Origin of the sequence: Cellulomonas chengniuliangii (genome assembly GCF_024508335.1) — a bacterium.
GTDB classification, from domain to species: Bacteria; Actinomycetota; Actinomycetes; order Actinomycetales; family Cellulomonadaceae; genus Cellulomonas_A; species Cellulomonas_A chengniuliangii.
On the sequence record NZ_CP101988.1, the window covers coordinates 2,139,687 to 2,160,632 of the forward strand.

At 73.1% G+C, this 20,946-nt stretch carries 21 protein-coding genes and 1 pseudogene; 9 read left to right on the forward strand and 13 right to left on the reverse strand.

The features are described from left to right. Window positions 1-70: 70 nt before the first annotated feature. Complete coding sequence (gene serA / locus NP064_RS09895; RefSeq protein WP_227569829.1) at window positions 71-1,270, forward strand: phosphoglycerate dehydrogenase; 1,200 nt, start codon at window positions 71-73, stop codon at window positions 1,268-1,270. A gap of 113 nt (window positions 1,271-1,383) precedes the next feature. Here the strand turns inward: serA and NP064_RS09900 are convergent, their stop codons facing one another. Next, window positions 1,384-1,581, reverse strand: coding sequence for a DUF5302 domain-containing protein (locus NP064_RS09900; protein ID WP_227569828.1), 198 nt, complete (start codon window positions 1,579-1,581; stop codon window positions 1,384-1,386). A 192-nt stretch (window positions 1,582-1,773) separates the two neighbouring features. Here NP064_RS09900 and NP064_RS09905 point away from each other — a divergent pair, with 192 nt between their 5' ends. Both NP064_RS09905 and NP064_RS09910 read left to right on the forward strand, forming a co-directional pair. Further along, entirely contained in the window at window positions 1,774-2,823 is a 1,050-nt protein-coding gene (locus NP064_RS09905) for an aldo/keto reductase (protein ID WP_227569827.1), read from the forward strand. Window positions 2,824-2,913: 90 nt separating this feature from the next. Next, window positions 2,914-4,611, forward strand: a complete 1,698-nt coding sequence (locus tag NP064_RS09910; protein ID WP_227569826.1) for an AMP-binding protein — start codon at window positions 2,914-2,916, stop codon at window positions 4,609-4,611. 9 nt (window positions 4,612-4,620) lie between these two features. Here NP064_RS09910 and nrdR read toward each other — a convergent pair whose 3' ends face one another. Both nrdR and NP064_RS09920 read right to left on the reverse strand, forming a co-directional pair. Continuing rightward, window positions 4,621-5,127: a transcriptional regulator NrdR gene (nrdR, locus tag NP064_RS09915; protein ID WP_227569825.1), complete on the reverse strand. Its 507-nt coding sequence runs from the start codon at window positions 5,125-5,127 to the stop codon at window positions 4,621-4,623. 160 nt (window positions 5,128-5,287) lie between these two features. After that, complete coding sequence (locus NP064_RS09920) at window positions 5,288-5,704, reverse strand: LysM peptidoglycan-binding domain-containing protein (RefSeq protein ID WP_227569824.1); 417 nt, start codon at window positions 5,702-5,704, stop codon at window positions 5,288-5,290. Window positions 5,705-6,045: 341 nt separating this feature from the next. Between NP064_RS09920 and lexA the strand changes: the two genes are divergently transcribed. Together lexA and NP064_RS09930 are read left to right on the forward strand one after the other, a co-directional pair. After that, entirely contained in the window at window positions 6,046-6,783 is a 738-nt protein-coding gene (lexA, locus tag NP064_RS09925; RefSeq protein WP_227569848.1) for a transcriptional repressor LexA, read from the forward strand. A 100-nt stretch (window positions 6,784-6,883) separates the two neighbouring features. Then, window positions 6,884-7,111, forward strand: coding sequence for a Rho termination factor N-terminal domain-containing protein (locus NP064_RS09930; RefSeq protein WP_227569823.1), 228 nt, complete (start codon window positions 6,884-6,886; stop codon window positions 7,109-7,111). A 102-nt stretch (window positions 7,112-7,213) separates the two neighbouring features. Here the strand turns inward: NP064_RS09930 and NP064_RS09935 are convergent, their stop codons facing one another. The 3 genes from NP064_RS09935 to hflX are packed head-to-tail and all read right to left on the reverse strand — an operon-like array spanning window position 7,214 to window position 12,040. Then, window positions 7,214-8,221: an L-lactate dehydrogenase gene (locus NP064_RS09935; RefSeq protein WP_227569822.1), complete on the reverse strand. Its 1,008-nt coding sequence runs from the start codon at window positions 8,219-8,221 to the stop codon at window positions 7,214-7,216. 60 nt (window positions 8,222-8,281) lie between these two features. After that, window positions 8,282-10,456: an ATP-dependent DNA helicase gene (locus NP064_RS09940; protein WP_227569821.1), complete on the reverse strand. Its 2,175-nt coding sequence runs from the start codon at window positions 10,454-10,456 to the stop codon at window positions 8,282-8,284. Window positions 10,457-10,486: 30 nt separating this feature from the next. Further along, the gene (gene hflX / locus NP064_RS09945; protein WP_372456385.1) at window positions 10,487-12,040 is read right to left on the reverse strand and encodes a GTPase HflX; all 1,554 of its coding nucleotides are present in this window, start codon (window positions 12,038-12,040) and stop codon (window positions 10,487-10,489) included. A 159-nt stretch (window positions 12,041-12,199) separates the two neighbouring features. Between hflX and NP064_RS09950 the strand changes: the two genes are divergently transcribed. Beyond that, window positions 12,200-12,811 carry a class I SAM-dependent methyltransferase gene (locus tag NP064_RS09950; RefSeq protein WP_227569820.1) on the forward strand — a complete coding sequence of 204 codons (612 nt, stop codon included), beginning with the start codon at window positions 12,200-12,202 and terminating at the stop codon, window positions 12,809-12,811. 36 nt (window positions 12,812-12,847) lie between these two features. Here the strand turns inward: NP064_RS09950 and NP064_RS09955 are convergent, their stop codons facing one another. The 6 genes and pseudogenes from NP064_RS09955 to NP064_RS09980 all read right to left on the reverse strand — a co-directional run bounded on the left by NP064_RS09955 (window position 12,848) and on the right by NP064_RS09980 (window position 17,076). After that, window positions 12,848-13,213 carry a TlpA family protein disulfide reductase gene (locus tag NP064_RS09955; RefSeq protein WP_227569819.1) on the reverse strand — a complete coding sequence of 122 codons (366 nt, stop codon included), beginning with the start codon at window positions 13,211-13,213 and terminating at the stop codon, window positions 12,848-12,850. Continuing rightward, entirely contained in the window at window positions 13,210-14,199 is a 990-nt protein-coding gene (gene dapF / locus NP064_RS09960) for a diaminopimelate epimerase (protein WP_227569818.1), read from the reverse strand. Before dapF ends, NP064_RS09955 begins: the two co-directional genes overlap by 4 nt. Then, on the reverse strand, window positions 14,196-15,158 hold the full coding sequence (gene miaA / locus NP064_RS09965; protein ID WP_227569817.1) for a tRNA (adenosine(37)-N6)-dimethylallyltransferase MiaA: 963 nt from the start codon (window positions 15,156-15,158) through the stop codon (window positions 14,196-14,198). Before miaA ends, dapF begins: the two co-directional genes overlap by 4 nt. After that, a complete protein-coding gene (locus tag NP064_RS09970) occupies window positions 15,155-15,937 on the reverse strand; it encodes a class III extradiol ring-cleavage dioxygenase family protein (RefSeq protein ID WP_227569816.1) in 783 nt (260 codons plus the stop codon). The genes miaA and NP064_RS09970 overlap by 4 nt, the downstream gene beginning before the upstream one ends. A gap of 41 nt (window positions 15,938-15,978) precedes the next feature. Continuing rightward, window positions 15,979-16,431, reverse strand: a pseudogene (locus tag NP064_RS09975) (HAD family hydrolase); the annotation flags it as partial. A 138-nt stretch (window positions 16,432-16,569) separates the two neighbouring features. After that, the gene (locus NP064_RS09980; RefSeq protein ID WP_227569815.1) at window positions 16,570-17,076 is read right to left on the reverse strand and encodes a type III secretion system chaperone family protein; all 507 of its coding nucleotides are present in this window, start codon (window positions 17,074-17,076) and stop codon (window positions 16,570-16,572) included. A gap of 150 nt (window positions 17,077-17,226) precedes the next feature. Between NP064_RS09980 and NP064_RS09985 the strand changes: the two genes are divergently transcribed. Together NP064_RS09985 and NP064_RS09990 are read left to right on the forward strand one after the other, a co-directional pair. Then, window positions 17,227-17,823 (forward strand): type III secretion system chaperone family protein, encoded by a 597-nt coding sequence (locus tag NP064_RS09985; protein WP_227569814.1) that lies wholly within the window; start codon window positions 17,227-17,229, stop codon window positions 17,821-17,823. After that, window positions 17,820-18,353, forward strand: coding sequence for a type III secretion system chaperone family protein (locus NP064_RS09990; protein ID WP_372456384.1), 534 nt, complete (start codon window positions 17,820-17,822; stop codon window positions 18,351-18,353). The genes NP064_RS09985 and NP064_RS09990 overlap by 4 nt, the downstream gene beginning before the upstream one ends. Before the next feature lie 15 nt (window positions 18,354-18,368). Here NP064_RS09990 and miaB read toward each other — a convergent pair whose 3' ends face one another. Then, the gene (gene miaB, locus NP064_RS09995; protein ID WP_227569813.1) at window positions 18,369-19,964 is read right to left on the reverse strand and encodes a tRNA (N6-isopentenyl adenosine(37)-C2)-methylthiotransferase MiaB; all 1,596 of its coding nucleotides are present in this window, start codon (window positions 19,962-19,964) and stop codon (window positions 18,369-18,371) included. A gap of 219 nt (window positions 19,965-20,183) precedes the next feature. Here miaB and NP064_RS10000 point away from each other — a divergent pair, with 219 nt between their 5' ends. Continuing rightward, on the forward strand, window positions 20,184-20,912 hold the full coding sequence (locus NP064_RS10000) for an amino acid ABC transporter ATP-binding protein (protein ID WP_227569845.1): 729 nt from the start codon (window positions 20,184-20,186) through the stop codon (window positions 20,910-20,912). Window positions 20,913-20,946: the final 34 nt, after the last annotated feature.

A 20,946-nucleotide genomic window follows, 5' to 3' on the forward strand; every position in this document is an offset into this window, starting at 1 on the left:
GGTGCGCCGATCGTGTCCGAGGGACGGGACCGGCTTGGGGTCTTCCAGCACGGAGGCGCACCATAGGGGCGTGCAGCGCGCCCTTCTCCTTGAGAACCTCCATCCCCAGGCCACGTCGATCCTCCAGGACGCCGGGTTCGAGGTGACGACCCGTACCGGCGCCCTGGACGAGGCTGAGCTCGTCGAGGCGCTGCAGGGCGTCCACCTGCTCGGCATCCGCTCGAAGACCCAGGTCTCGGCGGCCGTCCTCGAGCAGGCGCCCGACCTCGTGGCGATCGGCGCCTACTGCATCGGCACCAACCAGATCGACCTGGCGGCCGCGGCGTCCCGCGGCGTCGCGACCTTCAACGCGCCGTTCTCGAACACCCGCTCTGTCGTCGAGCTGGCGATCGCGGAGATCATCGGCCTCACACGCCGCCTGACGGAGTTCGACCGCGCCATGCACGACGGGTTGTGGAACAAGTCGGCCACCGGCGCCCACGAGGTGCGGGGCCGGACGCTGGGCATCGTCGGCTACGGCAACATCGGCACCCAGCTCTCGGTGCTCGCCGAGAACCTTGGCATGTCGGTGATCTTCTACGACACCTCCGAGAAGCTCGCCCTGGGCAACGCCCGCCGCGCCGCGTCGCTCGATGAGGTTCTCGAGGTCGCCGACGTCGTCACCCTGCACGTGGACGGCCGCGGCGGAAACGCCGGCCTGTTCGGCGCGAAGCAGTTCGCCGCGATGAAGCCTGGCTCGGTGTTCCTCAACCTGTCCCGCGGGTTCGTGGTCGACTACGCCGCGCTGCGGGACGCCGTGGTCTCCGGCCACATCAGCGGCGCCGCCGTGGACGTCTTCCCGGTCGAGCCCAAGCGCAAGGGCGACCCGTTCGACTCGGAGCTGCGCGGCCTGCCGAACGTCATCCTCACCCCGCACACTGGCGGCTCCACGGAGGAGGCACAAGAGGCCATCGGGCAGTTCGTCTCCCACAAGCTGCGCGACTACATGGCCACCGGCTCCACGACGCTGAGCGTCAACTTGCCGAACGTCGCGCTGGACCGGCAGCCGGACGCGCACCGGCTGGCGTACCTGCACCGCAACGTGCCCGGTGTGCTGGCGGCCGTCAACGCGACCCTCGCCGAGCACGGGGTCAACATCGAGGGCCAGTTGCTCTCGACCCGGGGCGAGATCGGCTACGTGGTCACCGACGCCGGCGCCGCCGTGGACCCCGCCGTGGTCGAGGCGCTCGCCTCACGGCCCGAGTCGGTGCGCCTGCGCGTCCTCACCTGAGGCATCCCTCACGGCGTCTGCGAGCAGTCGCCGTGATGCCGTGACAGCAAGACGGCGGCGGACCAGGACGGTGTCCTGGCCCGCCGCCGTCTTGCTGTGGCTGGCGTGGCCTGTCAGGCCGAGCCGGACTTGCGCCGGAACTGGCGCTGCACCGGGCCGGCGGTCTCCGAGCCGTGCACCGAGCCCGTGTTCGTGGAGCCGTCCGTGGTGCGGTGCTGGGTGGCCTTCTTGCGGTCGAGAGCCTCGCGGAACTTCGCCTTGGCGTCCTCGGAAGCCCCCGGTGCTGTCGCCCTGTCGTCGTTCTGCGCCATCGCGGTGCCTCCTCGTGGGTACTGCGTGAAGTCGGTGACGCTCGGGGTTCCGCCGCGTCGCCCGTCCAGCCTTCCCGACATCGTGGCCGAATGCCAGCGCATTGCGCGCGGGTCGACGTCGGGGCCGGGCTGGTGAAGCCCATGCGGGCTGACGCCCCAGTCTAGGCGCGGCGTCAGGGCTACCGTCGTGCCATGCCCTCCACCTCCCCCGACATCCCTGGACCGCTCCCACTGCGCCCGTGCGGCCGTAGCGGCCTGAGGCTCCCGGAGGTGACGCTCGGGCTGTGGCAGAACTTCGGGGAGGCGACCCCGTTCGACGCCCAACGCGAGCTCGTGCTACGGGCGATCGACCTCGGTGTGACGCATCTGGACCTCGCGAACAACTACGGCCCGCCGCCGGGCGCAGCCGAGGCGACCGTGGGGCGGCTGCTCGCGCGAGAGCTGTCCGGGCGCCGCGACGAGCTGGTCATCGCGACCAAGGCGGGCTATCGGCAGTGGCCGGGCCCGTACGGCGAGCACGGCTCCCGCAAGTACCTCCTCGCGTCGCTCGACCAGTCCCTGCGCCGCCTCGGCCTCGACCACGTCGACCTCTTCTACAGCCACCGTTTCGACCCCCGCACGCCGCTCGAGGAGACGATCGGCGCCCTGGGGGCCGCGATCGCGTCAGGCCGCGCCCGTGCCGTCGGGATCTCGTCCTACTCCGCGAGGCGCACCGTCGAGGCCCTCGAGGCGGCCGACACGCTCGGCGTCCCGATCACCGTGTGCCAGCCGTCGTACTCGATGCTGAACCGGTGGATCGAGCGTCCGGACCCCGCCGCGGGCGGCCGTTCCCTGCTCGACGTCGCGGCTGACGCAGGACTCGGCGTCGCCGCGTTCTCCCCGCTCGCCCAGGGGATGCTCACGGACCGGTACCTGGCGGGGGTGCCCGAAGACTCCCGCGCCGCCCGTGGCGGCCCGCTGAGCGCCTCGTACCTGACCGAGGAGAACCTCGCGCACGTCCGCGCGCTCGACGCCGTCGCCCGTCGGCGCGGCCAGTCACTCGCCCAACTGGCCATCACCTGGGCTTTGCGGGACCCACGAGTGACCACCGTCGTCTTGGGCGCCCGCACCCCTGCCCAGCTCGAGCAGAATCTCGCCGCGCTGGCTGGGGCGCCCCTCGGCGCCGAGGAGCTCGAGGCGATCGAGGCCGATGCGGTCGACGCGGGGGTGAACCTGTGGGGCCCGCGGTCGAGCGACCTGTAGCGCCTGGCATCGCGCCGGGCGCCTCGCGGGTTGCGTAGAGAACAAACCTACCCTCTAGTAAGTTACGGGAGCGTAGGTTACTCTCGACGCGTGAGACCCACCCCCGCACTGCCATGGCTCGCCTCCTACGCTGACGGCGTCCCCGCGACGATCACACCGCCGGACGAGCCTTTGACCGACAGCCTCTACCGCGCCGCAGAGCGATTCCCCGATCGCGTCGCGGTGGACTTCGAGGGCAAGGCCACGACGTACCGCGAGCTCCTCGACGAGGTCGAGCGCGCGGCCGGGGCGCTCCTCGCGCTCGGCGTCCAGCACGGGGACCGCGTCGCGATCGCCCTGCCCAACTGCCATACCCACGTGGTCGCCTTCTGGGCCGTGCTGCGCCTGGGCGCCATCGTCGTCGAGCACAACCCCACGTACTCCGCGGTCGAGCTCGAGCACCAGCTCGCCGACTCCGGAGCCGTCGCCGCGATCTGCTGGGAGCCCACCGCGGCGCGGGTCGCCGAGGTGCAGCAGAACACCCAGCTCCGGCACCTGATCGCCGTGGACCTCACACGCGACCTGCCGCGCACCAAGCGGATCGCGCTCACCCTGCCCGTCCCCGCCGCCCGCAAGCAGCGCGCGGCCCTCCGCGGCCCGACGCCCGCCGGGGCCCTCGAGTGGCACCGCCTCGTCGCCGACGCGAAGCCCGTATCCGCCGCGCACCCGGCCGCATCCGCCGACGACGTCGCCACCATCCAGTACACCGGTGGCACCACCGGAACGCCCAAGGGCGCCGTCCTGACCCACCGGACGCTGGGATCCAACGCCGTGCAGGGCGCCGCGTGGACCCAGTTCAAGGACGGCACGGAGACCATCTACGGCGTCCTGCCGTTCTTCCACGCGTTCGGCCTCACGCTGTGCCTGACGTTCGCGGCCCGCATCGGCGCCACGCTCGTCGCCTTCGGCAAGTTCGACCCGGCCGGGGTCCTCGCCGCGCAGCGCCGCCGCCCCGCGACGTTCCTGCCCGGCGTGGCGCCCATGTTCGACCGGCTGTCGGCCCTCGCGGAGAAGACGGGCGCCGACCTCAGCACGATCCGCATCTCCCTCGCCGGCGCCATGCCGATCTCCCGCGCCACCGCCGAGCGCTGGGAGAAGCTGACGGGCGGGCTGCTCATCGAGGGCTACGGGCTCACCGAGACTGGCCCGGTCGCGCTCGGCAACCCCTGCACGGCCGACCGTCGGCCCGGGGCACTTGGCCTGCCGTTCCCCAGCACCGAGATCCGCGTCGTGGACCAGGACGACCCCACCGTCGACGTCGAGCCCGGAGAGCGCGGCGAGCTGCTCATCCGCGGCCCGCAGGTGTTCAGCGGCTACTGGAACCGGCCGTCGGAGAACGCGGACCAGCTGCTGCCCGACGGCTGGCTCCGCACCGGAGACGTCGTGGTGGTCGACGAGCACGGCTTCGCCACGCTCGTCGACCGGATCAAGGAGATGATCGTCACCGGCGGCTTCAAGGTGTACCCGTCCCAGGTGGAGAGCCACCTGCGATCCATGCCGGGCGTCGCCGACGTCGCCGTCGTGGGCATCCCGGGCGGAGACATGGGCGAGAAGGTCGTGGCAGCGGTCGTGCTCGACCCCTCCGCCTCCCCGAACATCGACCTCGCCGCCGTGCGCGAGTGGTGCGGGCAGCGCCTGGCCCGCTACGCGGTGCCGCGCGAGCTCGTCATCGTCGCCGACCTGCCCCGCTCGCAGATCGGGAAGGTGCTGCGACGAGTGGTCCGCGAGCAGGTGCTCACACGCGCCTGACGGGGGCGGCTACTGCTCTGAACGCGCCTCGTCGTCCCCCGGCCCCGCCGGGTCGGACGACGAGGCGACGTCGCGCTCTGCCCGCAGCACGGTGATGGCGGCCTCGAAGTCCTCGAGCGAGTTGAACGCCTGGTAGACGCTCGCGAACCGGAGGTAGGCCACCTCGTCGAGCTCGCGCAGCGGTCCCAGGATGGTCAGGCCGATCTCGTAGGCGTCGAGCTCCGCGGTGCCACTGGCCCGAATCGTCTCCTCGACGCGCTGCGCGAGCAGGGCGAGGTCGTCATCGCTGACCGGCCGGCCCTGGCATGCCTTGCGGACGCCGTTGACCACCTTCTCGCGGCTGAACGGCTCCGTGACTCCCGATCGCTTGACGACCGAGAGGCTGGCGGTCTCCACCGTGGTGAACCGCCGGTTGCACTCGGGGCACTGGCGGCGTCGGCGGATCGACGCGCCGTCGTCCGAGGTGCGCGAGTCCACCACGCGCGAGTCCGCGTGCCGACAGAACGGGCAGTGCACAGGTGGCTCCTCGCCAGCTCGACCGCCGCGATGTCGCGGCAGAGGACCGGTGTGACGATGTGCCGTGCTGGAGCGCGGCATCGCGGCGCCGTTGACAGACGCCAGCGAAGAACCTATGACGTCCAGTCCTCGCCCTGCAAGGCAGCAGGCTGTGACCCTGTCAGCGCTCGACGGGCAGGAGGATGCGCTGGCCCGCGGTGAGCCCGGCGCCCTGCGCCCCGTTGAGATCGACCAGCTCGAGGAGCACGTCGCGGACGTCCTCGCCCGGCGCCGCGAGATCGGCCGCCAGGTCCCAGTACGTGTCCCCCGCCGCCACGGTGTAGGCCTGCACCTCGAGGGCCCGCGCAGGCGCGCCGGCCACGGCCTTCGTGCCGATGAGGCCGAACGCGGTCACCAGCATGAGGGAGAGCATCGCGACGACTCGCCGCCCGCGGGGGGTCAGCTGCAGCGTGGGCTCGACCGGGCGCGCGGGCCTGGCGGTCCCACGGCCTGCGGCCGGCGACGGGCGCCGGGCGGGGCAGGGGATGACCACGGCGTCGCCCTGACGTGCGACCGAGCCGATCACCATCGTGCTCATCTCGTTGCCACCTCTCTGATCGAACACCTGTTCGTCGAACGCTTGTGCGATGTCTACCACCTCGCCCGGGGGATGTCGAGACTCGCTCGAACAGATGTTTGATCGAAAGGCCCCGCTCCCCTAGGCTGGCGCAGCAGGCGACAGACCATCACGAGGCGCTGACACGGGACCCCCGGTCGGCCTAACGGCGGCGGCGCCGGAGCACAGACGACGGACTGGGGAGGCCAACGGTGGGCAGCGACGGCAGGACGGTCGACGACGACCTCGCAGGGCAGACAGCCGCGCCGCAGCGCGCCTCCGAATCGGGGGCGGGCGCGCAGGCCGTCGAGGACCTCGGGCCTATGGGCGCGGCGCCCGCCGGCAAGGTCGCCCTCGCCGTGGTGGGCACGCCCGCGCCTGAGGCTGGTGACGAGCTCACGCCGCGGCAGCGGCTCGTGCTGGAGACCGTGCGTGCCGCCGTCGAGTCCCGCGGCTACCCGCCGAGCATGCGGGAGATCGGGGAGGCCGTCGGCCTGACCAGCCCGTCGAGCGTCAAGCACCAGCTCATGTCGCTCGAGCGCAAGGGCTACCTCCGCCGCGACCCGAACCGCCCGCGGGCCATCGAGGTCGTCCAGCGTGACGACTCGCGTGGCGTGCAGCGCTGGACCGCCCCGCAGCCGCCGCACGTCGACCTCGCGGCGGTCGGGCAGGACGAGGCCGCCCCGACCCCCACCTACGTCCCCCTCGTGGGCAGGATCGCGGCGGGCGGGCCCATCCTGGCCGAGCAGGTCGTCGAGGACGTCTTCCCGCTCCCCCGCCAGCTCGTGGGCGACGGCGAGCTCTTCTTGCTCAAGGTCGCCGGCGACTCGATGATCGACGCCGCCATCTGCGACGGGGACTGGGTCGTGGTGCGACGCCAGCCCGTCGCGGAGAACGGCCAGATCGTGGCCGCGATGATCGACGGCGAGGCCACGGTGAAGACGTTCAAGAGGGCTGACGGCCATGTGTGGCTGCTGCCGCACAACGCGGCCTACGCGCCTATCCTCGGCGACGAGGCGCAGGTCCTGGGCCGGGTCGTGAGCGTGCTCCGCAGCCTCTGACCCACCGCCGCCGGCACGACATGCGCCGTCAGCGGGCCTCGGCCAGGCTGGCGGCACACGGCCTCGCCGATCGGCCCGCAACGCGTGAAGGAGGGGCACGATGCCTGGACGCATCCGAGATCCCAGGCCCGACACCAGGGCCAGGCTCTCCGAGGCATTGCGCCGCGACGGCGACAGCACCCAGGAGCCGGCACGGAACTCCACCTCGACCGACGGGTACGAGGGATGGACCGTGGACAACCTGCGGCGCCGCGCGGCCGAGGTCGGCATCGAGGGCCGCTCCACCATGCGCAAGGACGCGCTGATCGAGGCCCTCCGCTCCCGCTGAGCGATGAGCGTGGCCCGCCGCGGGCTTCCCCGCAGCGGGCTATCGGCGCCGGATCAGGCGGACCGGGGTGGCCTCCGCTCCGGAGGACAGCCCGGGCACTGACTAGAGGCCGAACCGTCGCGCGACCGCCTTGAGCGCCTCGGCGGAGCGGCGCAGCCCAGCGAGCTCGTCGGCCGACATCGGCACCTCGAGCCGCTCCCCGACCCCCTGGCCGCCCACCAGGGTGGGAACTGACAGGCACACGTCGGAGATGCCGCGGTAGTCCTGCAGCAGCGAGGAGACCGGCAGGATCCGCTGCTCGTCCTTCAACACCGCCTCGATGATGCGCGACCCCGCCAGCGCGACCGCGTAGTTGGTCGCGCCCTTGCCCTCGATGATGCGGTAGGCGGACTCGACGACCTCGCGGGCGATGCGCTCGCGCACGTCGTCGGTGAGCGGCCCCTTGCCACCGAGGCCGTTCCAGTCGAGCAGCGGCACCGCGCCGATGGTCGCCGAGCTCCACAGCGGCAGCTCGGTGTCCCCGTGCTCCCCGGCGATGTAGGCGTGCACGTTCTGCACGGCGACCCCGGTGTGCTGCGCGATCAGGTAGCGCATCCGGGAGGAGTCCAGCACGGTGCCGGACCCGAAGAGCTGGTTGGAGGGCAGGCCCGAGACCTTGAGCGCCGCGTAGGTCACGATGTCCACGGGGTTGGTGACCATCACGTAGACCGCGTTGGGCGCGACCTCGACCAGCCCGGGCAGGATCTTGCGGACCAGGGAGATCGTCGCGCCCGCGAGGTCCAGGCGGGACTGGCCGGGCTCCTGCTTCGCGCCCGCGGTGACCATCACGATGTCGGCGTCCGCGCAGACCGCGATGTCGTCCGAGCCGACCACCTCGGCCATCGGCATGAACTGGATGCCGTGGCCCAGGTCGAGCGCCTCGGCCTCGACCTTCGCCTTGTTGATGTCGTAGAGGACAACGTTCCGCGCGGCCCCGCGCATCAGGGCCGCGTACGCCATCGTCGCGCCGACCGAGCCCGCGCCCACCACGGCCAGCTTGCTCGTGCGCCGCTGCGGGCCGGCGGTCGTGTCAGGAAGTCCCAGGTCGTCGGTCTCGTGTTGCGCGCTCACGCGTCCTCCTCGCCATAGGGCCGTGTCGCCCGTGCGGCGCGCGCTGGCGCCTCTCACAGGCTAGTTCGTGCCGGGCGAGTTCGTGACGGGAGAGGACGCGTCGAGACGCCGAAGCGCGGCGAGCGCGACCTCGCGGTCGGTCGTCCGCCAGAAGCCCGGGAGGGAACGGGCCAAGAACTCGCCATAGCGCGCGGTCGCGAGCCGGGGGTCCAGCATCGCGACGACGCCCCGGTCTGACGTCGATCGGATGAGCCGCCCCGCGCCCTGCGCGAGCAGCAACGCGGCATGCGTGGCCGACACCGACATGAACCCGTTGCCCCCTGCGGCGGCGACCGCGTCCGACCGCGCCGAGCGCACCGGGTCGTCGGGCCGCGGGAACGGGATCCGGTCGATCAGCACCAGCTGGCATGAGGGGCCGGGCACGTCGACGCCCTGCCACAGGGACAGCGTGCCGAACAGGCAGGCCCGCTCGTCGGCGGCGAACTCCCGCACCAGGGTCGGCAGCTGGTCGTCCCCTTGCGCGAGCACCGGGACGTCGAGGCGCTCGCGCATCGCCTGGGCCACGGCGTCCGCGGCACGCCGCGAGGAGAACAGCCCGAGGGTGCGCCCACCCGCGGCGGTGATGAGCTCGGCGATCTCGTCGAGCTGGGCGTCGGTGGCGGGCTCGCGGCCCGGAGGCGGGAGCCGTCGCGCGATGTAGAGGATGCCCTGGCGCGCGTAGTCGAAGGGGCTGCCGACATCCAGCCCGTGCCACTTGGGCGCCGCCGGGTCGGCGGCCTTGCCCCCGCCCGCCGCGGGAGCAGCCCCGCTGGCGCCGGGCAGCCGGTCCGGCCCCGACGGCTCGGAGCCGGTGGAGACGTCCAGGCCCACCGATCGCGCCACTGACGTGAACGAGCCGCCGAGCGCGAGGGTCGCGGACGTCAGCACGGCTGAGCGCCCGGCGAAGAGGTTGGTGCGGATCAGCCCGTTCACGGCCAGCGGCGCGGCGTGCAGCCGGGTCATCGTCCCGCCGCGGGCGGCGCCGTCGCCTCGCGAGCACCACAGCACGGTGTGGCGGTTCTCCTCCGGGTCGCCGGCCATCCGCTCAGCGGTCTCGAACAGGGTCAGCATCGCGGACACGGCCATCTTCAGGCCACCGTCCGGGGAGCCCCCGGACGCGCGGCCCACCGCCTGGGCCGGCACGCCCTCGGGCTTCAGGTGGGACAGCAGCACACGGGCGGCGTCCCGCACCGCCCCCACCACCTCGAGCGCGGCAGGGGGCAGCCCGTCGGGGAACCGCCCCTCCGGCAGCTCCATGAGCACGGCGCCGAGGGCGATGCTCGCGGCGTCCAGGTCGGTCGTCGCGAGTCCCCCGTGCCTGCGGGCGAGCCGCGCGGCGTGCTCGATGACGCCCACCGAGAGCTCGCCGGTGGCCTGCGCGGTCACCCGGTCGGTGAGCTCGTGGGCCTCGTCGACGATGAGCACCTCGTGCTCGGGCAGCACGTTGGGGGATCCGGAGGCTGCGATGCCGAGCATCGCGTGGTTGGTGACCACGACGTCCGCCTCGCGCGCCAGGCCCCGGGCGCGTTCGGGGAAGCACTCGGAGAGCATCGGGCACTTGCCGCCCAGGCACTCGAGGGACGTGACCGACACCTGGCGCCAGGCGCGCTCGCTGACGCCGGGGACCAGGTCGTCACGGTCTCCGGTGTCGGTCTCCTCCGCCCACTCGCGCAGGCGCACGACCTGCGCGCCGAGGTCCTCCGACGCCGGGCGGCCGCCGTGCCCTCGGGCCTCCGCCGGCTCGGGGGCGGGGTGGTCCGCGGCGCCGGCGTGGTCGCCCAGGTCGAACAGCGTGCCCGGCTCGTCGGACGGGTAGCCGCCGGCGACCTTGTGCACGCACACGTAGTTGTGCCACCCCTTGAGCAGGGCGATCCGGGGGGTGCGTGGCAGCCGCGGGGCGAGCGCGTCGGCGACCAGCGGCAGGTCGCGCGTGATGACCTGGCGCTGCAGGGCCAGCGTCGCGGTGGACACGATCACCCGCTCGTCCTCGAGCACCGCGTGGCGCACGGCGGGCACGAGGTAGCCGAGGGACTTGCCCGTGCCCGTGCCCGCCTGGACCAGCAGGTGCTCACCGGCCTCGATGGTCGTCGCGACGGCGCGCGCCATCTCCTGCTGGCCCTCGCGCGGGGAGCCGCCGAGGGCACCGACCGCGAGGTCCAGGAGCTCGTCCACGGACGCAGCGGCAGGCTCAGGCACCGCGACAGCCTAGTCGCCGAGGCTGACGCCTCAGCCCGCGCGCACCGCCGCCTCGGCGAGCTCGGCGGCGAGGGACTCGTCGACGCGCCCGCGCAGCGCCGTCCCGGCCGGGGTGTGCTCCTCGGAGTCGATCTCGCCGTGCAGGTGGACCCGGTTCACCAGGTCGCCCCGGTCGTAGGGGATCACCACGTCGACGGGGACGCCCGGGCGGGGCAGCTGGTCGGCGATGAGCGCCTGCAGCTCGTCGATGCCCTCACCGGTGTGCGCGGAGACGACGATCGCCCCGGGCTCCTGCGAGCGCAGTCGGGCGACGACGTCCGGCTGGGCGAGGTCGGCCTTGTTCAGCACGATGATCTCGGGGACGTCCATGGCGCCGGGGATGTCCGCGAAGACGTGGCGGACCGCGGAGATCTGGCCCTCCGGATCGGGGTGCGAGGCGTCGACGACGTGCAGCACGAGGTCGGCGTCGGCGACCTCCTCGAGGCTCGAGCGGAACGCCTCGACGAGCTGGTGCGGCAGCGAGCGCACGAACCCGACGGTGTCCGTCAGCGTGAACACGCGGCCGTCAGCGGCCTCCGCGCGCCGGACCGTCGGGTCGAGGGTCGCGAACAGCGCGTTCTCGACCAGCACCCCGGCGCCGGTGAGGCGGTTGAGGAGCGACGACTTGCCGGCGTTGGTGTACCCGGCGATCGCCACCGACGGGATGGCGTGGCGCTTGCGGTTCGCGCGCTTGGTGACGCGCGCGGGCTCCATCGCGGCGATCTCGCGGCGCAGTTTGGCCATGCGGTCGCGGATGCGCCGCCGGTCGAGCTCGATCTTCGTCTCACCAGGACCGCGCGAGCCCATCCCGGCGCCCGCCCCGCCGACCTGGCCACCTGCCTGCCGGGACATCGAGTCACCCCAGCCGCGCAGCCGAGGCAGCAGGTACTCGAGCTGCGCGAGCTCGACCTGCGCCTTGCCCTCACGGGACTTGGCGTGCTGGGCGAAGATGTCGAGGATCAGCGCGGTCCGGTCGATCACCTTGACCCGGACGACGTCCTCGAGAGCTCGCCGCTGCGACGGCGCCAGCTCGGCGTCGACCACGACGGTGTCAGCCCCGACGGCGGCGACGACGGACGCCAGCTCGGCGGCCTTGCCCGAGCCGAGGAACGTGCCGGGGTCGGGGTTGCGTCGCCGCTGCAGGAGGCCGTCGAGCACCTCGGACCCAGCCGTCTCGGCCAGGGCCGCGAGCTCGCGCAGGGAGATCTCCGCCTCTTCGGCGGTCGTCGCGCCCTCCTCGGAGGACGGCGCGCCCCAGATGCCGACCAGCACGACGCGCTCCAGCCGCAGCTGCCGGTACTCGACCTCGGTGACGTCCTCGAGCTCGGTGGACAGCCCGGCGACACGGCGCAAGGACGTGCGCTCCTCGAGCTCGAGCTGGTCGCCGTCATAACTCGAGTGGATGGTGCCGCCGTCATGCCGGGCGGTGCCGGCACGGGCGAGCACGCGCGCGACGACGTCGTCCGCCACCTCTTGAGCGCTGCGCGGCACGACGACCTCGTCGTTCTCTTCCTGGCGCGTCACGGGGTGCTGCGGGTCGTTCACATGGGGCCTCTCGTCCGTGCTCCGCGTCGACCGCGAGCCACCGGGTCGACGCTCCGCCGGGTGATCCGACGACACGTCCAGGGTGACACGCCGAAGGGCGGGGTCGCGACGCTATTCGCTGCGGGCAGAGGACCCAGCCCGCCCCGATAGGGTCAGGTGGTGACAGGGAACGACCACTACTTCACCGCCAACCCGGCCTCGGCCGACGAACGGCGCACGCTCACGGTCCACCTCGCCGGACGCGATGTCGAGGTTGAGACCGCCGGTGGCGTCTTCTCCCCCGACCACGTCGACCTCGGCACCGGGGTGCTGTTGCGCACCGTCCCGGCGGTCCCCGGCTCCGGGGACGTGCTGGACCTCGGCTCCGGCTGGGGCCCGGTGGCGCTGTCGATGGCCCTCGAGTCGCCCGGCGCGCGCGTGTGGGCCGTGGACGTCAACGAGCGGGCCCTGGACCTGGTGCGCCGCAATGCCGAGCGGCTCGGCCTGGACAACGTGCGGGCAGTGCTCCCCGACGACGTCCCCGCCGACCTCGCGTTCGCGGCCATCTGGTCGAACCCGCCGATCAGGGTCGGGAAGGACTCGCTGCACGCATTGCTGCTGACGTGGCTGCCGCGGCTGGCGCCCGGCGCGGAGGCACACCTCGTGGTGGGCAAGAACCTGGGCGCGGACTCCCTCCAGCGGTGGATCGCCGAGCAGCTCGGGGACGCCGCGCACGTCGAGCGGATCGCGAGCGCGAAGGGGTTCCGGGTGCTGCGCGTGACCTCGCGCTGAATCTCGTCGCCGGAGGGCGCCGCAGGCGCCTTCGCCTCAGGCAGAGCTGGAACTCTCGAGGCTCCCGATCACCCGGGCGAGGGCCGCCCGGGCCTGGGCGAGCGTCGGGGCGCCCGTGGCGCGCACCCGCTCGGCGCCGTTCGCGTCCAGCACCAGCACCGTCGGCGTGGCCCGGATGCCCAGCCACTCCCCCAGCTCCAGGTGATCGGCGACGTCGATCTCGACGTGGGCCACACCCTCGTGCTGGTCGGCGACCTGGGCGAGCACGCGCCGGGCCGCCCGGCAGGGCAGGCAGAAGGCGCTCGACACCTGGACGAACGTCGCCCGCTGGCCCAGGCGGGCGCCCAGGTCGGCCGCGGTCAGGACCGCCTGACCGGGCTCCTGGCCGGCGCCGGCGCTCATGCGCCCAGGGCCGCCAGGTCGACCTCGACGGCGGCGACCAGGACCGCCGGGCCGGCGAGCTCGACATGGCCACCGTCGAGCAGCCGCACGCGGACGGTGCCGCCAGGCACGTCGACGAGCCACACGTCCGGCGCGCCGTGCCCGGCCCACGTCCGCACGGCGAGCGCCGCAGCGCACGCCCCTGTCCCGCACGAGCGGGTCTCGCCCACGCCGCGCTCGTGGACGCGCATCCGCACCCGCCCGACGAGCGTGCCGTCGGGGGCGGCGCCCTCCCCGAGCGGGACGACGACCTCCACATTGGTGCCGTGCGGCGGCGCCGGGGAGACCGACGGCGCCCGGGTCAGGTCCACCGACTCCAGCTCGGCCTCGCCCGCGAGCGCCAGCACCGTGTGCGGGTTGCCGACGTCCACGCTCAGCGCGGGGCGGGCCACCTCCAGCCCGGCGACCACGACCTCGGAGTCGAATCCCGCGGCCTGCGCCGTGTCACCGCCCGGCAACGTCCACGCGCCCATGTCGACTGCGTACCAGACGCCACCGGGCGCGCCGGGCGCGGGCTCGCGGCGCACGTGCCGCACCCCCGCGCGGGTCCCGATCGTCAGGTCCCCGTCGGCCGGGTCCCACAACCCGAGGCTCGCCAGGTAGGCGGCGAAGACCCGCACCCCGTTGCCGCACATCTCCGCGATGGACCCGTCGGCGTTGCGGTAGTCCATGAACCACTGCGCCCGCGGGTCCTGCGTGAGGCTCGCAGCGCCCTCCGGCAGCGCCGAGCTCGCGACGAGGCGGATCACGCCGTCGCCGCCGATCCCGGCGCGCCGGTCCGCGAGCGCGCGGACCAGGGCGTCGGTGAGGTCGAGCGCGCCGTCGCGGTCGTCGAGCAGCACGAAGTCGTTCTGCGTGCCGTGGCCCTTGGTAGCCGACAGCGTCGCGGGGGCGCTGAGGGGCACGGGCGCCCCGGTGGCGGCCAGGTCGGTGTCGGGACTGGTCATGAGCCCAGACTACGGCGCGGCTCCGGGTCGACGACGGGCGGCTCGAGCCGCCCCGCGTCGGCGGCGGCGACCAGCTCGAGGGCGTGGTCGACCAGGTCCGGGTCCTGCGCGTCGAGCCAGTGCACCCGGGGGTCGCGCCCGAACCACCCCATCTGCTTGCGCGCCAGGCGCCGGGTGCCCGCCGCGATCGCGTCGCGGGCCTCCTGCTCGCCGAGCTCGCCGTCCAGCAGGGCCAGCGTCTGCGCGTACCCGACGGCGCGGGCGGCGGTCCGGCCGAGGCCGTGCGCGGCGAGCGCGCGCACCTCGTCCACCAGCCCGGCGTCGAACATGCGCGCGACCCGGGACTCGATCCGCGCGTCGAGCACGGTCCGGTCGCAGTCCAGCCCGATCTGCAGCGCGGGGACCTCGTAGACGTGCTGCGGCAGGCTCGCCGAGTAGGGGCGGCCGGTGAGCTCGATGACCTCGAGCGCGCGGACCACCCGGCGGGCGTTGCGGGGCCCGATGCCGGCCGCCGCCGTCGGGTCGAGCCGCTCGAGCTCGGCGTGCAGCGCTCGCGACCCCTCGGCCTCGACGCGCTCCTCGAGCCGCGCGCGGACCTGCGGGTCGGTGCCCGGGAACTCCATCCGGTCGAACAGGGCCCGCACGTAGAGCCCCGAGCCGCCCACGGCCACGGGCCGGCGCCCGCGGCTCCCGATCTGGCGCAGATCCTCCCGCGCCGCGGTCTGGTAGTCGGCCACCGAGGCGTCCTCGAGCGGGTCGAGCACGTCGATCTGATGGTGCGGGATCCCCCGGCGCTCGGCCGGGGTGAGCTTGGCGGTCCCGACGTCCATCCCGCGGTAGAGCTGCATCGAGTCGGTGTTGACGATCTCCCCGTCGAGCCGCTCCGCGAGCGCGAGCCCGAGGTCCGACTTGCCCGTCGCGGTGGGCCCGACGATCGCGATGACGGTCGCGGCGCTCATCGGAGCGCCTCCCCCGCCGGGAGCCAGGTGGCGACGACGTGCTCGGCGCCGAGCGGGGCTCCCGATGCGAGCACCTCGGAACTGATCCGCGCGTCCGCGGCGACAGCGCCGAGGAGCACCTGCATCGGCCCCCAGAGGCTGATCGCGAGCCGCTGGGCCGCCTCAGGCGAGGCCGCGGCGAGGAGCGCGCGCGCCTCCGGCCCTGCATCGGCGATCGCGTCCAGCAGTGCGGCGTCCACGATCGCGGCCTCCGGGTCCTCCGCGAGCGGGGCGTCAGGCCCGTGCCGTGCGCTGAGCGAGCCCGCGACGACAAGGCCGACCCGGGCCCCGGGCGGCGGGGACTGGGCGAGGCGCCCGCCGAGGGCGCGGAGCTGGCCGGGGCAGGCCGCGGTCGACGGCGCGTCCGCCTGATCCGGCACGGGCTGTCCGACCTCGACCACCTCGGTGCGCCCCTGCCAGCCGGCCGCGGCGAGCAGCAGCATCGCGACGCTGGCTCCGGGACCGGCGACGACCGCGTCGTCGCCGTGCGAGGACGAGGGCTGCCAGCCGAGCGCCTCGTCGGGGATCCCGGCCGCCCGCAGGCTCGGCCGAGCCTGGTCGCCGAGCAGGCGGTCGAGCGGGCCCGGGGCGACCGCCACGACCACGTCGGGAGCCTGCGCCAGGACCTGGGCGACCGCGGCCAGCGCGGCCTCCCGCACCTCCCCCAGCACCTCGGCCCGGCCAGCGGCCCCGGGGACGAGCAGTGCGGTCTCGGGGACCAGGGCGGCGGCGGCGAGCATGCCTCGACGGTAGCCGCTCCGGTCGCGTCACTCGGACGAGGTCACCAGACCAGGTCACGGATCGACGTGATGCGTTCGACGTCACTGGGAGGCGAGCCCTGCCCGCTGCGGTCGAGCCACACCCCCCGAAGCCCTGCACGGGCGGAGCCGCGCGCATCGGCCTCGAGGTCGTCGCCCACGAACGCGCACGCGGACGCGGGCAGGCCGAGCCGGGCGCAGGCGACCTCGAAGACGCGGCGTCCAGGCTTGCGCTCGCCGACCTCGCTCGAGGCGATGAGCGTGCGGCCGGCGAGCCCCAGACGGTCGCGCTTGCGCACCTGCTGGTCGAGGTCGCCGTTCGTCACGATCGCGACGGCCACACCCGCCTCGTCGAGGGCGCCGAGCGTCTCGTGGACATCGTCGAAGACCCGCCACTCCCTCTCGTAGCACTCCAGGTACCGCTCGAACCACCGCCCGCGCTCCTCTTCTCCGCGGAGGCCGAGCCGCGCGAGGCATCGAACACGCGCATGCGCTGCGCACGCTGCTCCGCGAACGTGAGGCGCCCATCGAGGAACTGCTGGAAGTACTGCGTCTCACAGGTCGAACAGAACGGCCTCGGTGGCTTGCCCGCCGGCTCGCATCCGCGAACGACGTCAGGCGCTCGGCGTGGTCGCGTGCCCGGCGAGCTGTGCGCGGGACTCGGCCACCGCCTGCGGGTACAGCGAGTCGAGGTGCGCGAAGAACTGCAGCGCGGTGCTGATGCCGCACGCCATGTGCAACTCGAGCTGGCCGTCGGTGACACCGTGCTCGTAGTCGACGGTGTGCTCGGAGTACACGCCAAGCCGCTCGCCCTCGTCTCGCACGTAGACCTTGGGCCACAGCTTGTCGAGGTTCCAGGCGTTGACCTCAGCGGTGAGCGCGTCGACCTCGCTCGGCGGGACGTCGCGGCTCCAGCGTCCGCGGACCTGCAGGTACTCGGAGTCGCGCCCGAGCAGGAAGAAGTAGAAGGCGTGGTCATCCCATCGGCCACCGATGTCCCCGTCGTCGTCGACGCCGTAGGTGAAGCCCTGCGCCTCGAGTCGCTCGATGATGCGCTGGTGGCTCAACGGTGCGAGCTCGGATGCCGTGGCATCCGCGTCCGGCCTGCTGAAGAAACCCATGACAAACGACCTCATGTCTCGTGAATCGCGCGGGGGTAGCGCTGCCGCCCGAGGGTAGCCCGAACCCGCGGCCGAGGTCATTCCCAACGTTCGCGCGCGTCGCCACGTCGGTTGGCAGACCACCAGGCGAGCACGAGTAGGGTTTCGGCCATGGGTTTCTTCCGGGACCGTCGGCTGAGCCGGTGGCTCGGGCTACCGCCGGAGAGCGGCCGGCGCGCGCCCGATGACGGCGCCGATGGCGTAGACGAGCATGACGAGCTCCACCAGCAGGTCACAGGCCTCCTCGCACGCGAGCTGGGCGCACAGGTCGTCGACACCCCCCGCCCGGTGACGACCGAGCGCATCGCGCAGTGGTTCGCACGCAACGACTTCAGCTACTTCGTGGACAGCGATGGCGACCTGGGCGGGCTGTGGCGCGGAAGGCTGTTCTACTTCTTCCTGTTCGGCGAGGAGTCCGAGATCTTGCAGGTCCGGGGCCAGTGGAACCGCGAGGTGACGATCGAGCGGCTCGAAGAGGTGCTCGACGCGTGCAACGAGTGGAACGCCGACCGCATCTGGCCCAAGGCGTACGTGCGGGTGCGGGACAACGGGATGATCCACGTCATCACCGAGGTGGCCACCGACCTGGAGCACGGGGTCACTGACGACCAGCTGAACCAGCTGCTGTTCTGCGGCCTGAGCACCGGCAGCATGTTCTTCGACGCGATCGACGAGCTCTACCCCGATCCCGCCGGGATCGCCCCGTGAGCGCCCGCCCGCTCGGCGCGTGGATCTCGCGGATGCTGGGGACCCGCTCGCCCGCGAAGAGCACCACGCCCCGGTCCGGCTCCCCGATCCCCACGCCGCTGACGCGCGCCCGCATCGGCGACTACCTGCGCGGCCGCGGCTACCAGTTCCTCGTGGACGACGACGGCGACCTGACCGGCACCTGGGACGGCAACCGCTTCTGGTTCCTGCTGCTCGGCGAGCACGAGGAGATCCTGCAGGTGCGCGGCCGGTGGCAGCGGCAGTTGCCGCTCGAGCGGCGGCAGGCAGTCGCCCTAGCGGTCAACGATTGGAACCGCGAGCGCATCTGGCCGAAGGTCTACGTCCGCGAGGAGGAGGGCCTGCTCGCGTTGTACAGCGAGGTCTCGGCCGACCTGGAGCAGGGCGCCACGGATCTGCAGATCGCCCAGCTGGTCGCGTGCGGGCTCGGCACCGGGGTGCAGATGTTCTCGGCGTTGGAAGGGCTCATCCCGAGCGACGACGCGCCTCCGCCCGGGGTGCCGGACAACTGACTGCGGGACCCGCGGTCAGTGAGCGGGGCGGCCCAGCGTCGGCAGCCCGAGCACCACAGGCCCTGTCGGCCCGGACGCCCCCGTGCCGCACCCGCCCGCGGCGGCCGCGTCGCCGGCGCCGTGGTCGCCGCCTGCCGTGCGAGACGCCCAGGCGTCTCCCGCCCGGGTCCGCCGCACGGCGAACGCAGGGACGGGGTCCAGCGCCGAGTCGGCGACGAGGTGGTACGGCGCCGCCCGGGTGACCGTCACGGTGACCAGGTCGCCCGGCCGCGGCTGGTGCTCCTCGGCGAGCCCGGCGGGGAGCGCCAGGTGCACCAGACGGTTATCCGCGGCGCGGCCGGTCACGCGGTGCGTGGCGCCGTCCTTGCGCCCCTCCCCCTCGGCGACGAGCACCTCGACGGTCCGTCCCACCTGCGCGCGGCTCTCCTCGAGGGCGATGCGGTCCTGCAGGTCGGTGAGGCGCTGGTAACGCTCCTGGACGACCTCCTTGGGCAGCTGGTCGGGCAGGTCGGCGGCCGGCGTGCCAGGACGCTGGGAGTACTGGAACGTGAAGGCGGACGCGAACCGGGAGGCCTCGACCACGCGCAGGGTCTCCGCGAAGTCCTCCTCGGTCTCCCCCGGGAAGCCGACGATGATGTCGGTGGTGATCGCCGCGTCGGGCATCGCGGCCCGCACTCGGTCGAGGATGCCGAGGAACTTCTCGGAGCGGTACGAGCGGCGCATCGCGCGCAGGATCCGGTCCGATCCGGACTGCAGCGGCATGTGCAGCTGCGGCATGACCGTCGGGGTCTCGGCCATCGCCGCGATCACGTCGTCGGTGAACGCGGCGGGGTGAGGCGACGTGAAGCGCAGGCGCTCAAGGCCCTCGATGGCGCCGGCCGCGCGGAGCAGCTTGCCGAAGGCGCCGCGATCGCCGAACTCGACGCCGTAAGAGTTCACATTCTGGCCAAGCAGGGTGACCTCGATCGCGCCCTGGCCGACCAGGGCGCCGACCTCGGCGAGGATCTCGCCCGGGCGACGGTCCCGCTCCTTGCCGCGCAGGTGCGGCACGATGCAGAAGGTGCAGGTGTTGTTGCAGCCGACGCTGATCGACACCCAGCCCGCGTACACCGACTCGCGCCGGGTCGGGAGCGTCGAGGGGAAGACCTGCAGCGACTCGGCGATCTCCACCTCGGCGCGCTGGTTGTGCCGTGCCCGCTCCAGGAGCACCGGGAGCGCGTCGAGGTTGTGGGTGCCGAACACGACGTCCACCCACGGCGCACGCTCGACGATGCCAGCGCGGTCCTTCTGCGCCAGGCAGCCGCCCACGGCGATCTGCATGCCCGGCCGCGAGCGCTTGGCGCCAGCCAGCCGCCCCAGGTTGCCGTACAGCTTGTCCGCGGCGTTCTCACGCACCGCGCACGTGTTGATGACGATGATGTCGGCGGCCTCCTCGGCCGCGTCCTGCGGACTGGCGGCCACGTAGCCGGCCTGCTCGAGCATGCCGGCCATGTGCTCGGAGTCATGGACGTTCATCTGGCAGCCGAGCGTCTTGACGAGATACGTGCGGCGCGCGCCGGTGTCGGCGTCGGCAGCGGCAGCGGCGGTGCGAGGGGGCGTGGTCGTGGACATCACCCTCAAGGGTAAGGCGCGGCCACGCGGCGACCGCGTCACCTGCGGCGTCGCATCCCCCAGTCAGATGTCCAGAACGTTGCCAGGACGTGACCTATACCGGTAGCACTCGCAACATAAGCCCCCTAAGTTCGTCGAATGGCAGAGGAAACCCCAGTCGACGCTGCACCAGGCACACCCGGCAATCCCCCGGACGCGTCCCGCCCCATCGGCGACCCGCTGGTGGTGCTCACCGGCGTCGACAAGCACTTCGGCGACCTCCACGTGCTGCAGGGCATCGACCTCACAGTCAGCCGAGGCGAGGTGGTCGTCGTCATCGGACCGTCGGGCTCCGGCAAGTCGACGCTGTGCCGCACGATCAACCGGCTCGAGACGATCGACTCCGGGACCATCACGATCGACGGGGCCCCCCTGCCCGAGGAGGGCCGCGAGCTCGCCCGGCTGCGCGCGGACGTCGGGATGGTGTTCCAGTCGTTCAACCTCTTCGCCCACAAGACCGTCCTGGAGAACGTCACGCTGGGCCCGATCAAGGCGAAGGGCACGAAGCCCGCCCAGGCCCGCGAGCAGGCCATGGCGCTGCTCGAGCGGGTCGGAGTGGCGAACCAGGCCGACAAGCTGCCCGCGCAGCTGTCCGGCGGGCAGCAGCAGCGCGTCGCCATCGCGCGGGCCCTCGCGATGAGCCCCAAGGTCATGCTCTTCGACGAGCCGACCTCGGCGCTCGACCCCGAGATGATCAACGAGGTCCTCGACGTCATGGTCTCCCTGGCCCGCGAGGGGATGACGATGATCGTCGTCACCCACGAGATGGGCTTCGCGCGGAAGGCCGCGCACCGCGTGGTGTTCATGGACGGCGGCCAGATCGTCGAGGAGGCCACCCCCGAGACCTTCTTCACCGCGCCCCGCTCCGACCGCGCCCGTGACTTCCTGTCGAAGATCCTCACCCACTAACCCCCCGCACAGACCCTCACGACCCCGTGGTGCC

Excerpts from the sequence above, each read along its gene's own strand:
- NP064_RS09900 (WP_227569828.1), bottom strand. The coding sequence starts at position 1,581 with ATGGCGCAGAACGACGACAGGGCGACAGCACCGGGGGCTTCCGAGGAC.
- NP064_RS09905 (WP_227569827.1), top strand. The coding sequence starts at position 1,774 with ATGCCCTCCACCTCCCCCGACATCCCTGGACCGCTCCCACTGCGCCCG.
- NP064_RS09920 (WP_227569824.1), bottom strand. The coding sequence starts at position 5,704 with ATGAGCACGATGGTGATCGGCTCGGTCGCACGTCAGGGCGACGCCGTG.
- lexA (WP_227569848.1), top strand. The coding sequence starts at position 6,046 with ATGGGCGCGGCGCCCGCCGGCAAGGTCGCCCTCGCCGTGGTGGGCACG.
- NP064_RS09930 (WP_227569823.1), top strand. The coding sequence starts at position 6,884 with ATGCCTGGACGCATCCGAGATCCCAGGCCCGACACCAGGGCCAGGCTC.
- NP064_RS09955 (WP_227569819.1), bottom strand. The coding sequence starts at position 13,213 with ATGAGCGCCGGCGCCGGCCAGGAGCCCGGTCAGGCGGTCCTGACCGCG.
- dapF (WP_227569818.1), bottom strand. The coding sequence starts at position 14,199 with ATGACCAGTCCCGACACCGACCTGGCCGCCACCGGGGCGCCCGTGCCC.
- miaA (WP_227569817.1), bottom strand. The coding sequence starts at position 15,158 with ATGAGCGCCGCGACCGTCATCGCGATCGTCGGGCCCACCGCGACGGGC.
- NP064_RS09970 (WP_227569816.1), bottom strand. The coding sequence starts at position 15,937 with ATGCTCGCCGCCGCCGCCCTGGTCCCCGAGACCGCACTGCTCGTCCCC.
- NP064_RS09980 (WP_227569815.1), bottom strand. The coding sequence starts at position 17,076 with ATGGGTTTCTTCAGCAGGCCGGACGCGGATGCCACGGCATCCGAGCTC.
- NP064_RS09985 (WP_227569814.1), top strand. The coding sequence starts at position 17,227 with ATGGGTTTCTTCCGGGACCGTCGGCTGAGCCGGTGGCTCGGGCTACCG.
- miaB (WP_227569813.1), bottom strand. The coding sequence starts at position 19,964 with ATGTCCACGACCACGCCCCCTCGCACCGCCGCTGCCGCTGCCGACGCC.